The 18,868-nt window shown below is 62.5% G+C and carries 19 protein-coding genes; 11 read left to right on the forward strand and 8 right to left on the reverse strand.

Annotated elements, in window-relative coordinates; translation table 11 throughout:
• Nucleotides 1-26: 26 nt before the first annotated feature.
• From ACSJJT_RS08315 to ACSJJT_RS08325, 3 genes are read left to right on the forward strand one after another with little or no spacing between them, the layout of a single operon-like run.
• Entirely contained in the window at nt 27-935 is a 909-nt protein-coding gene (locus ACSJJT_RS08315) for a carbohydrate ABC transporter permease (protein WP_435917856.1), read from the forward strand.
• Between the two features lie 7 nt (nt 936-942).
• The gene (locus ACSJJT_RS08320; RefSeq protein ID WP_435917857.1) at nt 943-1,881 is read left to right on the forward strand and encodes a carbohydrate ABC transporter permease; all 939 of its coding nucleotides are present in this window, start codon (nt 943-945) and stop codon (nt 1,879-1,881) included.
• 10 nt (nt 1,882-1,891) lie between these two features.
• Nucleotides 1,892-3,253 (forward strand): ABC transporter substrate-binding protein, encoded by a 1,362-nt coding sequence (locus ACSJJT_RS08325; RefSeq protein ID WP_435917858.1) that lies wholly within the window; start codon nt 1,892-1,894, stop codon nt 3,251-3,253.
• Nucleotides 3,254-3,266: 13 nt separating this feature from the next.
• On the opposite strand, the gene ACSJJT_RS08330 is transcribed toward ACSJJT_RS08325, so the two are convergent.
• Both ACSJJT_RS08330 and ACSJJT_RS08335 read right to left on the reverse strand, forming a co-directional pair.
• Nucleotides 3,267-4,394: an ROK family protein gene (locus ACSJJT_RS08330; protein ID WP_435917859.1), complete on the reverse strand. Its 1,128-nt coding sequence runs from the start codon at nt 4,392-4,394 to the stop codon at nt 3,267-3,269.
• Nucleotides 4,395-4,495: 101 nt separating this feature from the next.
• Nucleotides 4,496-4,843, reverse strand: coding sequence for a holo-ACP synthase (locus tag ACSJJT_RS08335; protein WP_435917860.1), 348 nt, complete (start codon nt 4,841-4,843; stop codon nt 4,496-4,498).
• A gap of 265 nt (nt 4,844-5,108) precedes the next feature.
• Here ACSJJT_RS08335 and ACSJJT_RS08340 point away from each other — a divergent pair, with 265 nt between their 5' ends.
• Genes ACSJJT_RS08340 through ACSJJT_RS08355 form a run of 4 tightly spaced genes read left to right on the forward strand, consistent with a single transcriptional unit; the run spans nt 5,109 to nt 8,138 of the window.
• Entirely contained in the window at nt 5,109-6,035 is a 927-nt protein-coding gene (locus tag ACSJJT_RS08340) for a transporter substrate-binding domain-containing protein (protein WP_435917861.1), read from the forward strand.
• A 24-nt stretch (nt 6,036-6,059) separates the two neighbouring features.
• Nucleotides 6,060-6,719 (forward strand): amino acid ABC transporter permease, encoded by a 660-nt coding sequence (locus tag ACSJJT_RS08345; protein WP_435917862.1) that lies wholly within the window; start codon nt 6,060-6,062, stop codon nt 6,717-6,719.
• On the forward strand, nt 6,703-7,368 hold the full coding sequence (locus ACSJJT_RS08350) for an amino acid ABC transporter permease (protein ID WP_435917863.1): 666 nt from the start codon (nt 6,703-6,705) through the stop codon (nt 7,366-7,368). The genes ACSJJT_RS08345 and ACSJJT_RS08350 overlap by 17 nt, the downstream gene beginning before the upstream one ends.
• Nucleotides 7,365-8,138, forward strand: coding sequence for an amino acid ABC transporter ATP-binding protein (locus ACSJJT_RS08355; RefSeq protein WP_435917864.1), 774 nt, complete (start codon nt 7,365-7,367; stop codon nt 8,136-8,138). Before ACSJJT_RS08350 ends, ACSJJT_RS08355 begins: the two co-directional genes overlap by 4 nt.
• 65 nt (nt 8,139-8,203) lie before the next feature.
• Here ACSJJT_RS08355 and glmS read toward each other — a convergent pair whose 3' ends face one another.
• Nucleotides 8,204-10,051: a glutamine--fructose-6-phosphate transaminase (isomerizing) gene (gene glmS / locus ACSJJT_RS08360; RefSeq protein ID WP_435917865.1), complete on the reverse strand. Its 1,848-nt coding sequence runs from the start codon at nt 10,049-10,051 to the stop codon at nt 8,204-8,206.
• Nucleotides 10,052-10,230: 179 nt separating this feature from the next.
• On the opposite strand from glmS, the gene ACSJJT_RS08365 reads away from it, so the two are divergent.
• Nucleotides 10,231-11,247: an esterase/lipase family protein gene (locus tag ACSJJT_RS08365; RefSeq protein ID WP_435917866.1), complete on the forward strand. Its 1,017-nt coding sequence runs from the start codon at nt 10,231-10,233 to the stop codon at nt 11,245-11,247.
• A 129-nt stretch (nt 11,248-11,376) separates the two neighbouring features.
• Nucleotides 11,377-12,360: a type I pantothenate kinase gene (gene coaA / locus ACSJJT_RS08370; RefSeq protein WP_435917867.1), complete on the forward strand. Its 984-nt coding sequence runs from the start codon at nt 11,377-11,379 to the stop codon at nt 12,358-12,360.
• A gap of 37 nt (nt 12,361-12,397) precedes the next feature.
• Here the strand turns inward: coaA and ACSJJT_RS08375 are convergent, their stop codons facing one another.
• From ACSJJT_RS08375 to rplM, 4 genes are all read right to left on the reverse strand, one after another.
• A complete protein-coding gene (locus ACSJJT_RS08375) occupies nt 12,398-13,066 on the reverse strand; it encodes a hypothetical protein (RefSeq protein ID WP_435917974.1) in 669 nt (222 codons plus the stop codon).
• Nucleotides 13,067-13,175: 109 nt separating this feature from the next.
• Nucleotides 13,176-14,528 carry a phosphoglucosamine mutase gene (glmM, locus tag ACSJJT_RS08380; RefSeq protein ID WP_435917868.1) on the reverse strand — a complete coding sequence of 451 codons (1,353 nt, stop codon included), beginning with the start codon at nt 14,526-14,528 and terminating at the stop codon, nt 13,176-13,178.
• A gap of 303 nt (nt 14,529-14,831) precedes the next feature.
• The gene (gene rpsI / locus ACSJJT_RS08385; protein ID WP_435917869.1) at nt 14,832-15,353 is read right to left on the reverse strand and encodes a 30S ribosomal protein S9; all 522 of its coding nucleotides are present in this window, start codon (nt 15,351-15,353) and stop codon (nt 14,832-14,834) included.
• Between the two features lie 22 nt (nt 15,354-15,375).
• Nucleotides 15,376-15,819: a 50S ribosomal protein L13 gene (gene rplM, locus ACSJJT_RS08390; RefSeq protein ID WP_435917870.1), complete on the reverse strand. Its 444-nt coding sequence runs from the start codon at nt 15,817-15,819 to the stop codon at nt 15,376-15,378.
• Between the two features lie 498 nt (nt 15,820-16,317).
• Between rplM and ACSJJT_RS08395 the strand changes: the two genes are divergently transcribed.
• On the forward strand, nt 16,318-17,265 hold the full coding sequence (locus ACSJJT_RS08395; protein ID WP_435917871.1) for a putative endonuclease domain-containing protein: 948 nt from the start codon (nt 16,318-16,320) through the stop codon (nt 17,263-17,265).
• Nucleotides 17,266-17,501: 236 nt separating this feature from the next.
• Entirely contained in the window at nt 17,502-18,401 is a 900-nt protein-coding gene (locus ACSJJT_RS08400; RefSeq protein WP_435917872.1) for a hypothetical protein, read from the forward strand.
• Nucleotides 18,402-18,518: 117 nt separating this feature from the next.
• On the opposite strand, the gene ACSJJT_RS08405 is transcribed toward ACSJJT_RS08400, so the two are convergent.
• Nucleotides 18,519-18,812, reverse strand: a complete 294-nt coding sequence (locus tag ACSJJT_RS08405) for a DUF1540 domain-containing protein (protein ID WP_435917873.1) — start codon at nt 18,810-18,812, stop codon at nt 18,519-18,521.
• Between the last annotated feature and the right edge of the window lie 56 nt (nt 18,813-18,868).

Here is an 18,868-nt window from a genome sequence, read left to right on the forward strand (position 1 = left end):
ACAACAGATCACAGAAGGAAGATCACATGTCCATCTCTGCCTCAACGATGAGGCGATCACGTCCAGCACACGGCTCAGACTTGAGCCTGGCACTGTGTTTCATCGCCCCGGCCAGCATCGGCCTGATCGCGTTCCTCATCTGGCCCCTCGTGACCGGCATCTACTACAGCTTCACGAGCTATGACGTCCTCACCCCGCCTCGATGGACGGGCCTGGACAACTACCGAGCCCTCATCGCAGACGACAGGTTCTGGAATTCCCTGAAAGTGACCGTCGAGTACGTCGCCATCAACATCGGTGTCCAGACGATCCTCGCCGTCCTCATCGCCGCTCTCATGCACAGATTGACGACGTCGACAGTGGTCCGGTCACTCATCCTCAGCCCGTACCTTGTGTCAAACGTCGTCACGGCGCTGACCTTCTTGTGGATGCTCGACATCCAGTTCGGCATCGTGAACCAGCTCATCGTCAAGCTGGGCGGGGAGGCCATCGGCTTCTGGAGTGATCCAAAGTGGGTCATCCCGACGATCGCGTTAGTCAATGTCTGGCGAAACATGGGTTACACAGCATTGCTGATCTTCGCAGGCTTACAGGGAATCCCCGAGAACCTCTACGAGGCCGGACGAACGGACGGCGCCTCCGAGGTGTCGATGTTCTTCCGCATCACCATGCCTCTACTGCGGCCCATCCTCGCCCTGGTCCTGATCATGACGATCATTGGATCGTTCCAGGTGTTCGACACCGTCGCGGTTTCCACGACCGGCGGACCGGCCGACGCATCGAACGTGCTGCAGATGTACATCTATCAGAAGGCCTTCGGCGAGTACGACTTCGGTTATGCCTCGGCCCTGTCCGTGGCCCTGTTGATCATTCTCGTCATCATCACCGTCATCCAATACAAACTGACCCGCGCCGGCCAGACCGATCTGAACTGAGGGACCAATGTCATCACTCACGATTGCATCACCCAAGACCGCTCAGGCCGCATCCTCAGGATCACACAAGAAGCGGCCGACCATTGGACGGATCATCGGTTGGGCGTTCATGCTCATCATCTTGTTCATCACGCTCTTCCCGTTCTACTGGATCCTTCGAACTGCGCTCTCCAGCAATTACATGCTCGCCACCAACCCCGATTCCCTTCTCCCAGTGGGAACGAATCTCGGTGGCTTCGAGCGTGTCTTCGGCACACAGGATGTCGCCACCGCGGTAGCACAGGGCGGTTCGGGAGCGTCGATGAATTTCTGGCGCTACCTCCTCAACTCGGTGATCGTGGCAACAGTGATCACTGTCGTGCAGACATTGAGTTGTGCCATGGCTGCATATGCCTTCGCCCGTCTGAAATGGCGTGGCAGGGACGCCGTCTTCGCCATCTTCCTGGGAGCGATGATGATCCCATCGATCTTCACCCTGCTGCCCAACTTCGTCCTCATGAAGCATCTGCACCTCATCGACACCTTGCTGGGAATCATGCTTCCCACCCTGTTGATCTCCCCATTCGCAGTGTTCTTCCTCCGGCAGTTCTTCATGAACATTTCCCGCGAGGTCGAGGAAGCCGCCCTCATTGACGGCGCGTCAAAGACGCGGGTGTTCTGGCAGCTCGTCCTTCCCATGTCGTCGGCCCCCATCGCCACACTCGCGCTCCTGACCTACATCACGGCGTGGAACGAGTACTTCTGGTCGCTGATGATCTCCTACACCGACAAGTCACGCGTCCTCACCGTCGCCCTCGGAGTGTTCAGGGCTCAGTCCCCGCAGTCTGGCACCGACTGGTCAGGACTCATGTCCGCCACTCTCGTGTCTGCCCTCCCGATGCTCATCCTGTTCGCATGCTTTGCCAAGCGCATCGTGAACTCCATCGGCTTCAACGGAATCAAGTGAGTCATCAATCATGAAGGAACACAAGAAGAACTTTTGCAAGATTCGGTCCCGAATCGCGTCACTTGCCCTCGCCGCCGCAATGACTGCTGCGAGTGCGGGCTGCAGCCAAACGACATCCGCCAAGGCCCAGATCGATTACTGGTTGTGGGACGCAAATCAGCTTCCCTCCTATGCGAAGTGCATCCACGACTTTGAGGCAGAGAATCCTGACATCTCGGTTCGAATCACCCAAATGGGATGGGGCGATTATTGGACCAAGCTCACCGCCAGCTTCGTCGCCGGAACCGCCCCCGACGTCTTCACGGACCATGTCGGCCGTTATCCGCAGTTCATGCGCCGAAACGTCCTGCAACCACTGGACGAGGTGGACAGCATTGGAAAGGTCAAGCCCTCTGACTTCATGCCCGGTCTGACATCCCTGTGGACCGGGGACGACGGACACCTCTACGGGATGCCGAAGGATTACGACACCATCGCCCTGATGTACGACCAGAAGAAGCTCGAAGACGCCGGAGTGACCACGAAGGAACTGGAAACTGCGACCTGGAACCCAGATGACGGGGGCAGCCTCGAGAAGATCTTGGCCAAGCTCACCATCGACGACAAGGGACGCCGAGGCGATGACCCGACGTTCGACCCGGCGCATGTGAAGCAGTACGCGCTTGGTACTGACCCGTATTTCGACTATGCCGGCCAGACAAACTGGTCCCCCTTTGCCCTGTCGACCGGTTGGCGTCATACGGACAAGCCCACGTGGGGCACTCGATTCCAATACGACGATCCCCGGTTCATCAAGTCCATCGGTTGGTACACCGGCCTCTCTCGTAAGGGGTACATGCCCAAGATGGGTCAGTTCGGCAAGAGCGTGACCAGTGATCAACAGCTCGGGTCCGGAAAGGTCGCCATGAGTCTCACCGGCTCGTGGATGCTTCAGACCTACGCCCATCTCGAGGGGATCACACTCGGCATCGCTCCCCTCCCGAGCGGACCGTCTGGCCATCCGGTCTCGTTGTACAACGGTCTCGGCGACTCGATATCGCGGAGTTCCACGCACAAGACCGAAGCAGGAAAACTCGTGTCCTATCTCGGCTCCGATGCGTGCCAGGTCGTCATTGGAAAGGACGCCATCGTGTTTCCGGCCCGGCCCCGGGGAACCGACGCAGCAATCGCGGCCTTCGACAGGGATGGCCTCGACGTGACGCCATTCACCGATCGGGTGACACGTCGCGAAACTGCGCTGTATCCAATCGCCGACAACACAGCCACTGTCGATTCCATCCTGCAGCCATCGTTGGATTCGGTGTGGATGGGAACGGAAGAGCCATCTGTCTTCGTCACACAGAATGAGCGCGTGAACAAAGCCATTCGATAGCTGATTGACCCACTCACGAACTGGGCTCGGGGGCCAGTATCAATGTCAAGGCGGTCATCGCCGCTGCACGGGCCCAGTCACCGAAATGCCAATCAGCGAAGTGCACAGGCGGAAGGTGGACGCATCCTCCGGTGATGCGTCCCACCTCCCGCTCAAGATCTTGGATACCGGTCTCCACAATTGGCCCGAGCTCACCTCCGACCAACAAGGCTTGTGGATCGGTGAATGCCTGAAGATTCGCAACAATCGGCGCCAAACCGACCGCCATGTATCGTCCCAGTCCAGCCACCGCATCCGCGTCGGTCTCGGCCAATGCCGTCAACTGATCGACATCGGTGGGCAGACCGAGCTCCCCTGCTCGCGCCAGAATTGGGTCGGTCGTGAGAACCTGCGATGCAGGAACCAACCGCTCGTGAGTGTGCGAATACGTCATGAGGTGCTGTTGCAGACCAGCTTTGCCGCCCGTTCCCCGCACCTGGACTCCCTGATCGACGACACAGACAGCGACACCCATTCCGACGGTGATGACGTTGAATGAGGAGGCTCGACGACCGAGCCCGACTCGTTGTTCCATCGCAACGAGACATCGAACATCATTCTCGAGGTACACCGGGGCTCCCACACGCTCAGCAAGGCCGTCAAGGATCCTCCCGGGCTCCGCCTCGACCAAGTCATTGACCAGGAGGGTGGCGTGATCAGTACCGACGATCCCTCCGATCGAAACCCCGATCCCGATGACGGTGCTCTCCTTTGAGAGCCGAAGAGCCGCATGGACCAATCCCGTCAGAATCTGGTCTCGAGTGGTACCTCCCGTCTCGATCGTCTCCGATTGTTCGACATCGCCCGCGAGATTCGTCCGACATCCCACGATCGAGGTCGGCAGGATCTTCATCCCCAAGAGACTCACGTGGCTGCTGTTGGGATTGATGATCTCCCCCGGACGCCCCATTCCGGACCGCGCTGCAGACGTCGTCATCTCCCCGGCCGTCACCAGTCCGCAGTCGAGCAGAACATTGACGGCCTTCGTGATGGAGCCATTGGGGACCCCGATCATCCGGCTCAACTGAGCTCGGGTGCACGGTCCTTGGCGCAGCAGGTCATCAAGGACCTTGCACGGAATGACGCTCCTCGCACCGAACACCCTGTCCCAGGGTGCGGTCCTTCGCGGGTCGACAAACACCCCTGCTCCTCACCACTCATCAGCTCGGTGACGTGGTGCCACCGGGTGGGCCCTCGTGAGGGTCACCCCTCGCACACCACCATGGCCACAGCCACGCCGGCGTCATGACTCAGTGATAGATGCACCCGCGTCACCCCCAGGTCGGATGCCCGTCGTGCCAGGGATCCACGCAACTCGAACTGCGGAACGCCACCGTCGGACACCACCTCGCAATCTTGCCAGGACAGCCCGTCTGCCCCACCCAACGCCTTGAACAGAGCTTCTTTGGCGGCAAATCGGGCAGCCTGGGAGCGTGACGGCGTCGCAACCTCGGCGTCGGTGAGGACCTTGCGGGCCATTCCCGGATGACGCTTGAGAGCCGCCTCCCACCTGGAGACGTCACAGACGTCCACCCCGATTGCCATGATCACCCGTCAAGGGTACGCGCTGGACGCTGCACATCATTGCAACGAGCAACCTTGAACTGAGCTCACCAGACATCTAGTCTTACATGATGAGAGCACATCTCTCAATACAAGACATTTTCAAAAAATTCTTGATCCATGAACAAGCTACTTTCTTGGCTTCACGACGCCGTTGGACGACGATCTCACACCGTCAACAATGGCAGAAGAGCCCAAGGACAATGTGATAGTCCAGTCTTGGAGGACACGTCACCAGCAACAGGAGATTCCCATGTCCCGCATCACGCGTCACAACCAGGCCACGAGCCCGCGCACCACTGTCAGGTCTCGCCCCCACGCAGTCGTCGCCATGTTGTGCGGACTGATGACTGTCGTGGCCGCTGCCGGGTGTGGATCCCCTGACGTGGGAGGCAGCTCCGGAGACTCCGCAGAGACCGCAAGCAACGTCGGTACTCGCACTCCCGAGCAGATCAGGAAGGACGGCACCATTCACATCGGCACCTTCGCTGACAAGGCCCCCTTCGGCTCTCTCACCGGCAAGAACACCTACGAGGGTTACGACATCACCTACGGCGAGCGTCTCGCCAAGGACATGGGTGTCAAGCTCGAATGGGTCCCTGTCGACGCCGCATCCCGCGTCGAGTTCCTCGAGTCGGGCAAGGTTGACATCATCCTTGCCAACTTCACCGTCACCACAGACCGCGCCAAGAAGGTCGACTTCGCCAATCCGTACATGCAGGTGGCCTTCGGCGCCGTCTCCCCGACCGACCACCCGATCACGAAGGTCTCCGATCTCGACCACGCCAAGATCCTCGTCGTCAAGGGCACCAGCCAGGATGCCTGGGTCCAGGAACACCATCCGGAGTGGAAGGTGACGAAGTTCGAGCAATACGCCGAGGTCACCAGTGCCCTGGCCGATGGCCGCGGCGACGTCTGGATCACCGACAACACCGAGGCCGTGGCATTCACGCGCCAGAATGACAAGTTCGTCACCGGTATCACCTCCTTCGGCGACAAGGCGACCATCGCCCCGGCAGTCCACAAGGGCAACGACCCGCTGCGAAAGTGGATCAACGACGACCTCGTCACGCTCGGCAAGGAGAAGTTCTTCCATCAGAACTTCAAGAAGACCCTGGAGCCGGTCTACGGCGACACCATCAAGCCCGACCAGCTCGTCATCGAAGGTGGAAGGAAGTAGGGCTCGCCCCCTACGTCAGATCACATGGATTTCGACGTCATCGGACGGTCGCTCCCGCTCTATGCGGAGGCGGCCGCCCTCACTGCTCGCATCGGCATCATCGGTGTCCTCGCGTCACTGCTCCTCGGCGCGCTCTGCGCGGCTGTGCAGTACTTCCGCATCCCGGTGGTACGCCAGATCGTCGCCGTCTACGTCGAGCTGTCGCGCAACACCCCGCTGTTGGTCCAGTTGTTCTTTCTGTTCTATGGCCTGCCGAAGGTCGGCGTCATCATGTCCGGCGAGACCTGCGCCATCGTCGGACTGACGTTCCTGGGCGGGTCCTACATGGCTGAGGCGCTGCGGTCCGGCCTCGACGAGATCCCCCAGATCCATCGCATGAGCGCCGCGGCCCTCGGACTGAATCGCCGGCAGACCTTCGTCCACGTCCTGGCGCCCCAGGGGGTGGCCACCGCGATGCCGGCACTCACCGCCAACACCATCTTCCTCGTCAAGGAGACCTCGATGGTGTCCGTCGTCGCCCTGCCGGACCTCGTCTATCGGGCCAAGGAACAGATCGGCAACTCCTACACGACGACCGAGGCTCTCTTCCTCCTCGTCGTGTTCTACCTGCTCATCCTCATCCCGATCGCCCTGCTGGGCCGCTACCTCGAGAGGAGGACACGTCGTCATGCAGCCACTGCTTGATCCCCAGACCTGGGTCCTGCTGCTACAGGGGCTGTGGGTCTCGGTGCGGATCGCCCTCGTCTCGATGGTGTTGTCCATCGCGCTTGCCCTCCCACTCGGGCTGGTCATGGACTCCCGGCATCTGTGGGTGCGAATCCTGACTCGTGGCTACGTCGAGGCGTTGAGGCTGCTCCCCCAGCTCGTGCTGCTCTTCGTCGTCTACTTCGACATGGCTCAAGTGGCCGGCCTCGACGTCAGTGGCGAGGCAGCTGCGATCATCGTCTTCACCCTGTGGGGCACTGCGGAGATGGGCGACCTCGTGCGTGGAGCCATCGCGGCGGTACCCCATCACCAGATCGTCAGCGCCCAAGCCCTCGGCATGTCTGACCGTGCGGTACGACGACACATCGTCATGCCGCTGGCACTTCGCCAGCTCGTGCCACTGACGGTCAATCTCGTCACCCGCATGATCAAGACGACGGCCCTCGTCTGCCTCATCGGTGTCGTCGAGATCCTCAAGGTGGCCCAGGCGATCATCGATCGCAACCGTTTCGATCACCCGGACGCCGCGCTGTGGATCTACGGGACGGTCTTCTTCCTGTACTTCGCCGTCTGCTTCGTCATTTCCATGTACTCCCGTCACCTCGAAAGGAAGATGGCGCTGTCATGACAGATCACCACCTGACCCTCGAGGGGGTCACCAAGACCTATGCCAATGGGGTGACGGCCCTGCGTGACGTCTCCCTCGACGTCGCCCGGTCCGAGGTCGTCGTCATAGTCGGCCCTTCCGGCTGCGGCAAGTCGACCCTGCTGCGCACCATCAACGGCCTCGAGACGATCGACTCGGGCACCGTGACCTTCGACGGCAAGGCCCTGGAGTACACCCCGTCGGGGCTGCGCCAGATACGCGAACGCGTCGGCATGGTCTTCCAGAATTACGAGGTGTTCCCACATCTGAGCGTCGAGGACAACCTGTTGTTGGCCCCCCGACTCGTCAAGCACGAGCCCAAGGAGGTCTCGCGAGGACGCGCCCGCCGACTGCTCGACCGCGTCGGGCTGCTCGACCGCGCCTCGGCCCTTCCCCGCCAGCTCTCGGGTGGCCAGAAGCAGCGCGTGGCGATCGTGCGAGCACTCATGATGGAGCCAGAGGTCGTCCTCCTTGACGAGGTGACGGCATCCCTGGATCCCGAGATGGTCCACGAGGTCCTCGACGTCGTCCTCGAGCTTGCCCGAGACGGCATGACCCTGGTTCTCGTCACTCACGAGATGGATTTCGCGCGAGCCATTGCCGACCGAATCGTCTTCATGGACGCCGGACAGATCGTCGAGATCTCGAAACCGGACCAGTTCTTCACCAACCCGACGAGCGAGCGCGCGAGGACATTCCTGCAGATCTTCAACTTCGACGAGGCCGATCACCAGGAGCAACCGTCCCGCTGACGTCTCAGGCACAACGCACATCGCCCCCGGAATCCCCGGATTCCGGGGGCGAACTCGTGCAGACATCACTCCACGGTGACCGACTTCGCCAAGTTCCGTGGCTGATCAACATCGTGACCCTTGGCCGTTGCCAATTCACAGGCAAACGCCTGCAACGGCACGGCAGCCACCAAGGGCTGCAGCAGGGTCGAGCACGCCGGCAGCTCGACAAAGGTATCCGCGAATGGTTTGACGTCGTCGTCACCACGCTCGGCGAGCACAATTGTCCGGGCACCGCGGGCACGGATCTCCTGAATGTTGGACACCACCTTGTCGTGAAGCTGGTCGCGACCCTTCGGAGGCACAACGACGAAGACCGGGGTGTCCTCCTCGATGACGGCGATCGGGCCGTGCTTGAGCTCGCCAGCGGCGAAGCCCTCGGCGTGCATGTAGGCGATCTCCTTGAGCTTGAGCGCGCCTTCCAGGGCCACCGGGTAACCGACGTGGCGGCCCAGGAAGAAGACGGCTTCCTCCTCCTTGGCCATGACCCGGGCCAGCTCGTAGACCGGCTCGATCTCGTCGAGGACCTCCTGAATCTTGCCCGGCATCTGATCGAGCTCGGACATCACGCCGCGAATCTCGTCGCCGTACTTCATGCCACGCACCTGAGCCAGGTAGAGGCCCAGCAAGTAGCAGGCAACCACCTGGGTGAGGAATCCCTTGGTCGACGCGACGCCGATCTCCGGGCCGGCGTGGGTGTAGATGACGGCGTCGGACTCACGCGGAATCGTCGCACCATTGGTGTTGCAGATGGCGATGACCTTGGCATGCTGCTCACGAGCGTGCCGAATGGCCATGAGGGTGTCGGCGGTCTCGCCGGACTGGGAGATCGTCACGACCAGGGTCGTCGGATCGATGATCGGGTCGCGGTAACGGAACTCGCTGGCCAGATCGACCTCACAGGCCACGCGGGTCCAGTGCTCAATGGCGTACTTCGCGACCATGCCGGCGTAGTAGGAGGACCCGCATGCCACCACGACGATCTTGGTGATGCGTCGCAGATCCTCCGGAGAGATGCGGATCTCGTCGAGGACCAGTTCGCCTCGGTCGGACCAGCGACCCAGCAAGGTGTCGGCGACAGCGCGCGGTTGCTCGAAGATCTCCTTGCGCATGAACCAGTCGTGGCCCTGCTTCTCAGCCGCCGACAGATCCCAGTCGACGTGGTAGGGGCGGGCCTGGCTGGGATGACCGTCGAAGTCAGTGACAGTGACATCCTCGGAGGTCAGCACGACGACCTGATCCTGACCCAGCTCGAGGGCCTCGCGGGTGTGTTCGATGAAGGCGGCGACGTCGGAGGCCAGGAAGTTCTCCCCCTGTCCCAGCCCGACGACCAGCGGGGAGTTGCGACGAGCAGCCACGACGGTGTCCGGGGCGTCGGCACTGATGGCGACGAGGGTGAAGGCGCCCTCGAGTCGGGAGGCCACCGCGCCCATAGCCTCAGCCAGGGAGGAACCCTGCTGCATGTGCAGGGCGAGCATGTGCGCTGCAGTCTCGGTATCCGTCTCCGAGGTGAAGGTGACGCCCTGTCCCTGGAGCTCGGCACGCAGCGAGGCGAAGTTCTCAATGATGCCATTGTGGACGACCGCGACCCGACCGTCGAAGGACAGGTGAGGGTGGGCGTTCTCGTCAGTCGGGGCACCGTGGGTCGCCCAGCGGGTGTGGCCGATGCCCTGATTGGACTCCGGGAGCGGATGAGCAGCGAGCTCTGCCTCAAGATTGGTCAACTTGCCTGACTTCTTGGCCCGATGCAGGCCCCCATCTGCCACGACCGCCAATCCAGCTGAGTCATATCCTCGATATTCGAGACGCCGGAGCCCGTCGATGATGACGCGCTCGGCCTGTCGATGACCGCAGTAACCAACGATTCCGCACATGGCAAGAAACGTACATGAATCATGAGCGGGTGGCGAACCGCAACGCCTGAACATTTGAACGTGTGATGACCTCGCGATTTGCACAAATAGCCTGGTTCACGGATACCCATCTCCCATGACCCTGCCGACTCATAGGTTCTTGCACATCCTGCACCGACGCATGATTGAGGAAACAACGCATGAGATCAAAGAAGTTCGCAGCAGTCCTGACCTCCCTGACCACCGTCGTGGCCACCGCCTTCGCGGCCATCTCGACTGCCCCGGCGCATGCCGCCGAAGCCGACACCTCGGTTCCGCCCGAGATCACCATGCCTGGCAGCCCGGACGGTGTTCCGTCGGCTGGTGACGGGCCCCGCAAGCTGTTCACCTACCCGGCCTCCATCTACGCCCTGGCCCACCCTGGTACCAATCCCCAGGGAGCCAACGACTTCGGCTGCAAGCCGCGCGAGGGCCAGAACCCCGTCGTCCTGCTGCCCGGCACGAACTCCGACGCCTACGCATCCTGGTCGATGTACTCCCCGAAGCTCACCAAACTCGGCTACTGCGTCTTCTCCCCCAACTTCAACGGACTGAAGCTGCTACCGAACTTCGCCTACACCGGTGACATCCGAGTCTCCGCCAAGGCCGTTGCCGGTTTCGTCGATCGCGTTCTCGAGGCCACCGGGTCCAAGAAGGTCGACATCATCGGATGGTCCCAGGGTGGCGGCCCGCTGCCGAACTACTACATCACCAAGCTCGGCGGCGACAAGAAGGTCGACAAGCTCATCGCCCTCGCCCCGTCGAACCACGGCGTCGGCCCGAAGGCCGTCTCCAAGTTCGTCAACGAGGCCGTTGACGAGGCCACACACGAGCAGATCGAGAGCGCCTTCGCCAAGGCCAACATCGCCAGCTACGAACAGCAGCTCGGCTCGTCCCGCTTCAACAAGGAACTGTACGGCAACGGCCCGGTGACCCGCCCCGGCGTCAAGTACACAGTCATCGAAGGCCGCTACGACGACGTCGTGGTGCCGTTCACCAACGCCTTCCTGTACGAGCCCGGCGTCAAGAACATCCTCGTTCAGAACACCTGCCACGCTGACCACGCCAGCCATGTCAACTTCACCTACGACACCAACGTGTACCAGATGGCCGTCAACGCCCTGGACCCTGACCAGGCCAAGCCCGTGGTCTGCGCCCCACAGCCCTTCCTCGGCTGATCCTGTTCGTTCTCACCACTGACGGCGCAGCCTTGCAGGGCTGCGCCGTCCACGCATTGGACTGTGCACGGTGCCCTCGGATGAGTACAGTCGTTCGACGTCATACACAGCCACGATGAGGTGTCCACCGTGAATCTCACCCCACCTGCTCCCGCAGACGACGACAACACCGAACCAGGTCCATTCATCGAGTTGTCGCGGGAGTCCTGGGCCGCCCTTGCCGAGTCCACCGAGATCGACATTGATGAGGCCACCCTGGATCGTATCCGCGGTCTTGGCGACCCCACGAGCCACCGCGACGTCGTTGAGGTGTACCGCCCGCTGACTCAGCTCATCCACCTGTACTGCATGCACACCGGCGCCCTTTTCGACGCCTCCAACACCTTTCTGCAGCTCACCCGCCATGGCATGCGGCGTACCCCGTTCATCATCGGGATCGCTGGGTCGGTGGCGGTCGGCAAGTCAACCGTCGCCCGCCTCTTGCAGGAATTGATGGGACGATCCCCCCGTCGTCCGATCGTCGATCTGGTGACAACCGACGGATTCCTCTACCCCAACAAGGTTCTCGAGGAGCGCGGCCTGCTGTCGCGAAAGGGATTCCCGGAGTCGTACGACCGCAAGGCGTTGCTGAAATTCGTCGTCGGCGTGAAGTCCGGGATGCCCGAGGTCACGGCCCCGGTGTACTCCCACGTCACCTACGACATCGTCCCCGGTCAACAGCTCGTCGTCCGTCAACCTGACGTCCTCATCATCGAGGGCCTCAATGTCCTGCAGCCACCGCGTCGTCGCAGCAGCGGGACGATGGGACTGGCGCTGAGCGACTTCTTCGACTTCTCGGTGTACGTCGACGCTGAGGAGACCGACATCATTCGGTGGTACATCAACAGATTCCTGACCCTACGCCAGACCGCGTTCACCGATCCGGATTCCTTCTTCGGCGACTACGCGCGCATGCCCGACGACGAGGCCATCTGCGTGGCCAGGGAGATCTGGGACACCATCAACGGCCCAAACCTGGTTCAGAACGTGCTACCCACCCGCGGCCGCGCCACCGCGATCCTTCACAAGGGCCCCGACCACGAGGTCCGCAACGTGTGGATTCGGAAGGTCTGAGCCACACCGGGTCACCCCGATCCGCCTGGGTGACTGTTCAGCCGATGTGCCAGGCGAAGGGGTCAGCGACTCGCGACGGCGACACGGCCGAATCGAGCTCGTGTGCGTCGCTGATCGCCGAGATGAGGACCTTGTCCGGGGACTCGATCCCGACGAGGACGTCATGTCCCAATTCGTCAGCGACGGGCTGTCCCAACTCGGGCACGAGGAGCCAGGAGGACACCAACCAGGACGACCCCGCGACGGTCATGATGTTTCCGTGCCGGGTGACGTCGAGATCGTCGGTCAATACGGTTGCCAGCCTCTTTGAGCCAAGACGATAAGCGGTGTCCAGATCGTCGATCTCGGCCAGAGCCGCGTCATTGAGAAGCTCGACCTCGTCGTTCAGCCACGCCAGGGCGACGAGGAGTCCGGGAATCGGGGACCCCGTCGCGGGCGACACCAGAGGACGCGCGTAATCGAAACTGCGTCCGGCTCGCTCCCGATCTCCCACGATCCTCACGACGACGTGGTCAGCGAGGGTGGCGTCGGTCAGGCGGGTCGCCCCGTCGAGAAGGGAGCGCACCATGCGCGTGACGAGTTCGTCAACGACCACCTGCCAGTCCCTGCGATCATGACCGTCGAGCTCGTCGACCATGGGGGCCAAGGGGATGTCACCAACGGAAGTCACCGCATGATCGCCCTCAACCCTCGCGTCGATCCCCATGGCTGCCAAGGACTCCTCGACCATGCCACGCAGACAATTCGCCGCCCCGACGTCCAGACCGGGCAGGTCGGCATCAGGGCGGCGACGGAACAATGCCACGATCAGAGCTTCACAGGGCCAGGCAGGTCTTGACGGTCTTGGCCAGCTCGGAGCAGATCTGGTCGGCCTCCTCCTGGGTGACAGCCTCGACCATGACCCGCACGACCGGCTCGGTGCCCGACGGGCGAAGCACGACGCGCCCGGTGTCACCGAGCTTCTGGTTGGCGTCGGCGACCGCCTTGTTGACGTCCGGGTCGATGCCGGCACGAAGCTTGTCGACCCCGCGTACGTTGACGAGGGCCTGCGGCAGGCGGGTCATCACCGACGCCAGCTCCTTGAGGGTCTTGCCAGTGCGGGCGACACGGGCCGACAGATGCAGACCGGTGAGGACGCCGTCACCGGTGGTGGCGAACTCGCTCATGATGACATGACCGGACTGCTCGCCGCCGAGCGAGAACCCGTTCGCGTTCATCGACTCGAGCACGTAGCGGTCACCAACCTTGGTCTGGTCGACGTGAATGTCGTGCTCACGCATCGCCAGAATGAGGCCGAGGTTGCTCATGATCGTCGCGACGACGGTGTTGGAGGCCAGACGATGGTCCTCCTGGAGGGCCAGGGCGAGGATGGCGATGATGTGGTCGCCGTCGATGATGTTGCCCTCGTGGTCGACGGCCAGGCAGCGGTCGGCATCGCCGTCGAAGGCCAGGCCCATGTCGGCCCCAACCTCAACGACCTTGACCTGCAACTTCTCCGGGTGAGTGGAACCGCAGCGCTCGTTGATGTTGAGACCGTCAGGCTGGTCGTGGAGCGCGATGACCTCCGCCCCTTGGGCCCTGAAGGCCGCCGAGGCGGTGTAGTAGGAGGCGCCGTTGGCGGTGTCGAGGACAATTTTGAGCCCCTTGAGGGTGTCCTGCTGGCGCAGTGAACGCACCAGGTGGTCGACGTAGGTGTCGACGGCCTGTGGGGTGTAACGGATGCGTCCCACCTTGTCGCCGATGGGTCGAGCCCACGGCTCACCCATACGCTGCTCGATGGCGTCCTCGAGGTCGTCGGGGAGCTTCACACCGCCGCGCGAGAAGAACTTGATGCCGTTGTCAGGCATGGGGTTGTGGGAGGCTGACAGCATGACGCCGAGGTCGGTGCGGTACTCGTTCACGAGGTAAGCCGCAGCCGGAGTCGGGATGATGCCCACGCGCAGGACGTCAACACCTGCACTTGCCAAACCGGCGCATACGGCCGCCTCAAGGAACTCGCCCGAGGCGCGAGGGTCACGTGCTACCAACGCGGTGGGTTGGCGGTGCCCGAAGGCGCCAGCCTCACCCAGGACGTGGGCGGCCGCAACCGAGAGGTCGAGGGCCAGTTCGGCGGTGAGGTCCTGGTTGGCCACGCCGCGTACTCCGTCAGTTCCAAAAAGTCGTGCCACGAAGTACCACTCTACCCACCGCTCACGCCAAGTGAACGAAATACCCGCCGAGCCTGCCAGGATCGGGGGATTCGACACTGGCGTCGGGGGGTGTCCTCGAGCCTCCTCCGATCACCCGTGGAGATGCTGACAGGTACCTGGGGTGCTGCCACGAGACGTGGCAGCGGGTCGGCAACTTCCCAGGAAATCCACGCGCGTCGCAGGAACATTCCGCTCGTCGACAGCCGGGGGTGGGTCGAGAAACGCCTCGGGGCGGCCCTCCACCATGGGAGAGCCGCCCCGAGTTTCTGGGAAAGGACCAGATCAACGCTTCGAGTACTGCGGAGCCTTACGGGCCTTCTTGAGTCCGGCCTTCTTACGCTCCTTGACGCGGGCGTCACGGGTCAGCATGCCGGCCTTCTTGAGGGCGGGGCGGGAGGCCTCGGCGTCAACGTTGTTGAGCGCGCGGGCGATGCCCAGACGCAGTGCGCCAGCCTGGCCGGTAATGCCGCCACCGCCGATACGGGCGATGACGTCGTAGGCACCCTCAACACCAGCGGTGGTGAAGGGCTCGGTCACGATCTGCTGGTGGACCTTGTTCGGGAAGTAGTCCTCCAAAGTGCGGCCGTTGATCTTCCACTGGCCGGAGCCGGGGATGATGCGGACGCGGGCGATGGCCTCCTTGCGGCGACCGGTGGCAGCACCAGCGGCGATCATGGCGGGGCGATTGGACTCGCCAGCGGCCACGGCCGGGGTGGAGTCGGTGCGGTAGGCGATCTCACGGTCGCCCTCGATGAACGGGGTGACCTCGGTGTTCTCGAGGTTCTCGGTTGCGGTGTCAGTCACTGTCACAATCCTTCGTGGACGATCACTGGGCGATCTGGGTGATCTCGTAGGGCTGCGGGTTCTGCGCAGCGTGCGGGTGCTCAGGGCCGCCGTAGACCTTCAGCTTCTTGAGCTGCTGACGCGACAGCTTGTTCTTGGGCATCATGCCCCACACCGCGCGCTCGACAGCGCGGCGCGGGTCCTTCTCGAGCATCTCGCCTATGCTGGTGACGCGCAGGCCACCCGGACGACCGGAGTGGTCGTAACGCAGCGAGTCAGTGGCCTTCTTGCCGGTCAGCGCAATCTTGGAGGCGTTGACGACGACGACGAAGTCACCGGTGTCGATGTGGGGGGCGTACTGCGGCTTGTGCTTGCCGCGCAGGAGGGTGGCAGCGGTGGTGGCCAGACGGCCCAGGACGATGTCCTCGGCGTCGATGACGTACCAATTGCGCTGCACCTCGCCGGCCTTGGGGCTGTAGGTGGTCACAGGTACCTTCTCGAACTCGGTCCCATGCGTGAGATCACGCACAGGGATCTTGCAACGTGGTGGTGCTCTGCGGGCGATTCCTCCACTCGACGACGTGACACGCCGGAGATCGGAACCGCATCACGACATCGCTGTGTCGGACAGACGGAGCGACCGCGGCGGCCAACTCCCGTTTGCTCGAGGGCAACGGCAGAAGCATACACGGGTTGCACACCGAGGTTCAAACTGGAGGCGGTAGGGCGTGCGCTCCTCTGGTCACCGACATCAAGGCCCCGCCGGTACCCCAATTCCCCGAGGCGCATCCACCCCCCGGCCCATGCCCCTCACCCCCAAACCGCGAGGTAATGCCGTGAGGTCGCGGCCTGGTTGCCACCAGTGGTAGCAGCCAGAAGCGCCCTTCAGAAGTTTTCCACAGAGATGTTGGAGTGCCCCCACACTCTTGTCCACAGATTTCACCGAGGGTGACGGATTTCAGAACCTCAGGCGACAACTGAGGGTATGAACGAACTCGGCTTCGAATGGCGCGCAAACGGCGGAGTGGCCCGCATCCATCGATTTAGCCACCTGCGAGGACAAGCAGACCGGGCGGTAGCCGCCGGGAATGCGGTGCGGATACTCCCCGGTGTGGTGTCCCCGGCAACAGTTGCACGTGACCCGAGAGTACGGATCAAAGGGGTGCACCTGTGGCACCGGGATGCCGTACTCATCGGCAAGGCCGCCCTCGTCATGCAGGGGTTGAAACCACCAGGCGAGTACCTTCACGGTCTCGATGCCGTGAAGGAAGTCGAGGCCTACTCACGTACCCGCTCAATTGAACGGGAGGGCATCCGTGTCCACCGGTGGCGAGTCCCCCGTCGGTACGTGACAGACAGACATGGCATGTGGGTCGTGGAGCCCGAGGTGTCAGTGCTCCTCCTGGCAATCCGCGGGGACTGGGCATGGGTCTGTGAGGCACTCCGACAGGGGTTGGTGAGCCCGGAGTCGTGTCGAACCTCGCGATCCAGCTTGTCCTGGCGATTCAGCCGACATCAGATCGCGTCCGCCCTCGCCGACATCAACCTCAGGTCCTGGTCGATCCCCGAACTGGAATTCGGAAGGTTGATACGAGCCGTCGGCATCACTGGCGTGAAGCCAAATCATGCAGTGCGAGCCGGGGATCGCCGATACATCCTCGACAAGGCCTTCGAAGCCGAAAAGGTCGCCGTGGAGATTGACGGCCGGGTGATACACGGAACGATCGACGGCTACGAGAACACGATGATGCGTTCAGCCAACCTCGACCGGTCGGGCTGGAAGATCCTCCACGCCACTCCCACCATGATCAGGCAACACCCACAATTTGTGCTGGACTGGCTTGCCTCCCACCTTCACCGGCGGCACCGCCCTCGGACGGTATTCCCCGAACACGTCCTGCGCCAGATCATGGCTGGCATCGTTCCCGCCTGATGCTGGTCGTTCTCACCCACACCCACTGGACTCAGGCCCGCCACTACCACCGATGACTCATACTGGTCAGCTCGTGGAATTCCCGACAAGATTGAGGTCCCCTGCCACTCCAGATGGCACGAACCCCACAAGTTCTCGCCATCACCACGGGACCTTCCAACAAATTGACCCCCGGCTCATCCCCCCATAGTCCCTTCATGTTAGATTAGGCTCGCCTAAACCGAAGGGATGTGACGATGACTGCCACCGGCAACACCAACGACGGCGCGGCCTCAGATCTGGAGGCCCACATCGCATCGATCTTGCCACAACGCAGCTCTTCTCTCGCGCGGCGCATACTCGGCGGCGCGGGCATGACCACGATGGTCGCCCACACGATGATCTCGGCCAACGGTCACCCCGACGAGTGGACGTGCGACCTGCAGGCTCACGGAGTCACAGCGTCGGGGCGATTCGTCGTCGCGATGCGGTCCCACCCAACACAGTCGCTCTGCCAGATTCCTGCTGGCGTACCGACCGACGTTCACCTGGAGATTTCCAAGGACGCCCCAGAACCTGCAATCCGGTTGCTGGCGGCCACCCTCCACATCCTCGGAACCGTCACCTGGTTGAGCACCGACCAGGTCGATCACTTGCTGGCCACCGACGTGTTGCCGAGTGAGGTGTCACTGATAACCGGATTCGACGATGGCCTCGTCGGCATCATTGACCCACGCCAGGCCATCCTGCACGACGCCGCGGGAAGCGCCGAGATCGACATCCCCACCCTCATCGCCGACATGCCCAATGACGAGGTATTCCCGTCCACTGATGACGAGTTGTCAGCCCTTGACGTCGTCGCCTCCATTGGCGACTTCCACCTGTCGAAGCTGTGCGATGCGGTGAGACAACAAGCCCTGCCGGGCTGCACCTGCTGGTCGCGAGCCACCCACCACGCATGCCCTCACACCGTGGGAAGGGTGTTCTGCGCCGACATTGACCGCACCGGGCTGACTCTCATGTACGTCAACCCCGATCAAACGGGGGTGGTGTTCATTCCTCTGGACCGGGACGTGACGTCGCTGTATGAACTCGGGGCCGCTGTTGCGCGACTCCCCCTGATGAACTCGGGTCCGGTACGCCCTACGCGTGTCTGACAGCCGGATCCGCGACAGCGTGGGCCCTCTCTCCCCCGAGGGGGCCCACGCCTGAACCACGGCGGTCAGTTGCGTCAGGGCATCATCCCTTCAACAGGCAAGACGCCTACGCCTGACTCAGCGCGCTTGGTATGCCGTGCAAGCCGCAGCGTCACTGATGGTGACCTCCTTGGCGGTGCACAGAAGCTTGTCGTTGTGGATGCACTCGATGCGATGGCAGGCACCAACGCGCCCGTCAGTCGAGGAAAGGCCGGCGCGAGCGTCAAGGTGAGCAACGGTTGCGCAGGTGGGCTTTCCGGCGGTTCCACCGACCGTCACCGCGAAGGCGGTACAGCCGGAATCATTGAAGGCACAAGCGGTGCGGTTGCAGGAAACAACGGGAGTTGCGGTAGACATGTCGAAACCTTTCATAAATGACCACCGCGTGTCTGACACTGCCAATGCTAGACACTCAAAACAGCGTTCAC

Source organism: Cutibacterium nasicola (assembly GCF_051303185.1).
Classification (GTDB): domain Bacteria; phylum Actinomycetota; class Actinomycetes; order Propionibacteriales; family Propionibacteriaceae; genus Cutibacterium.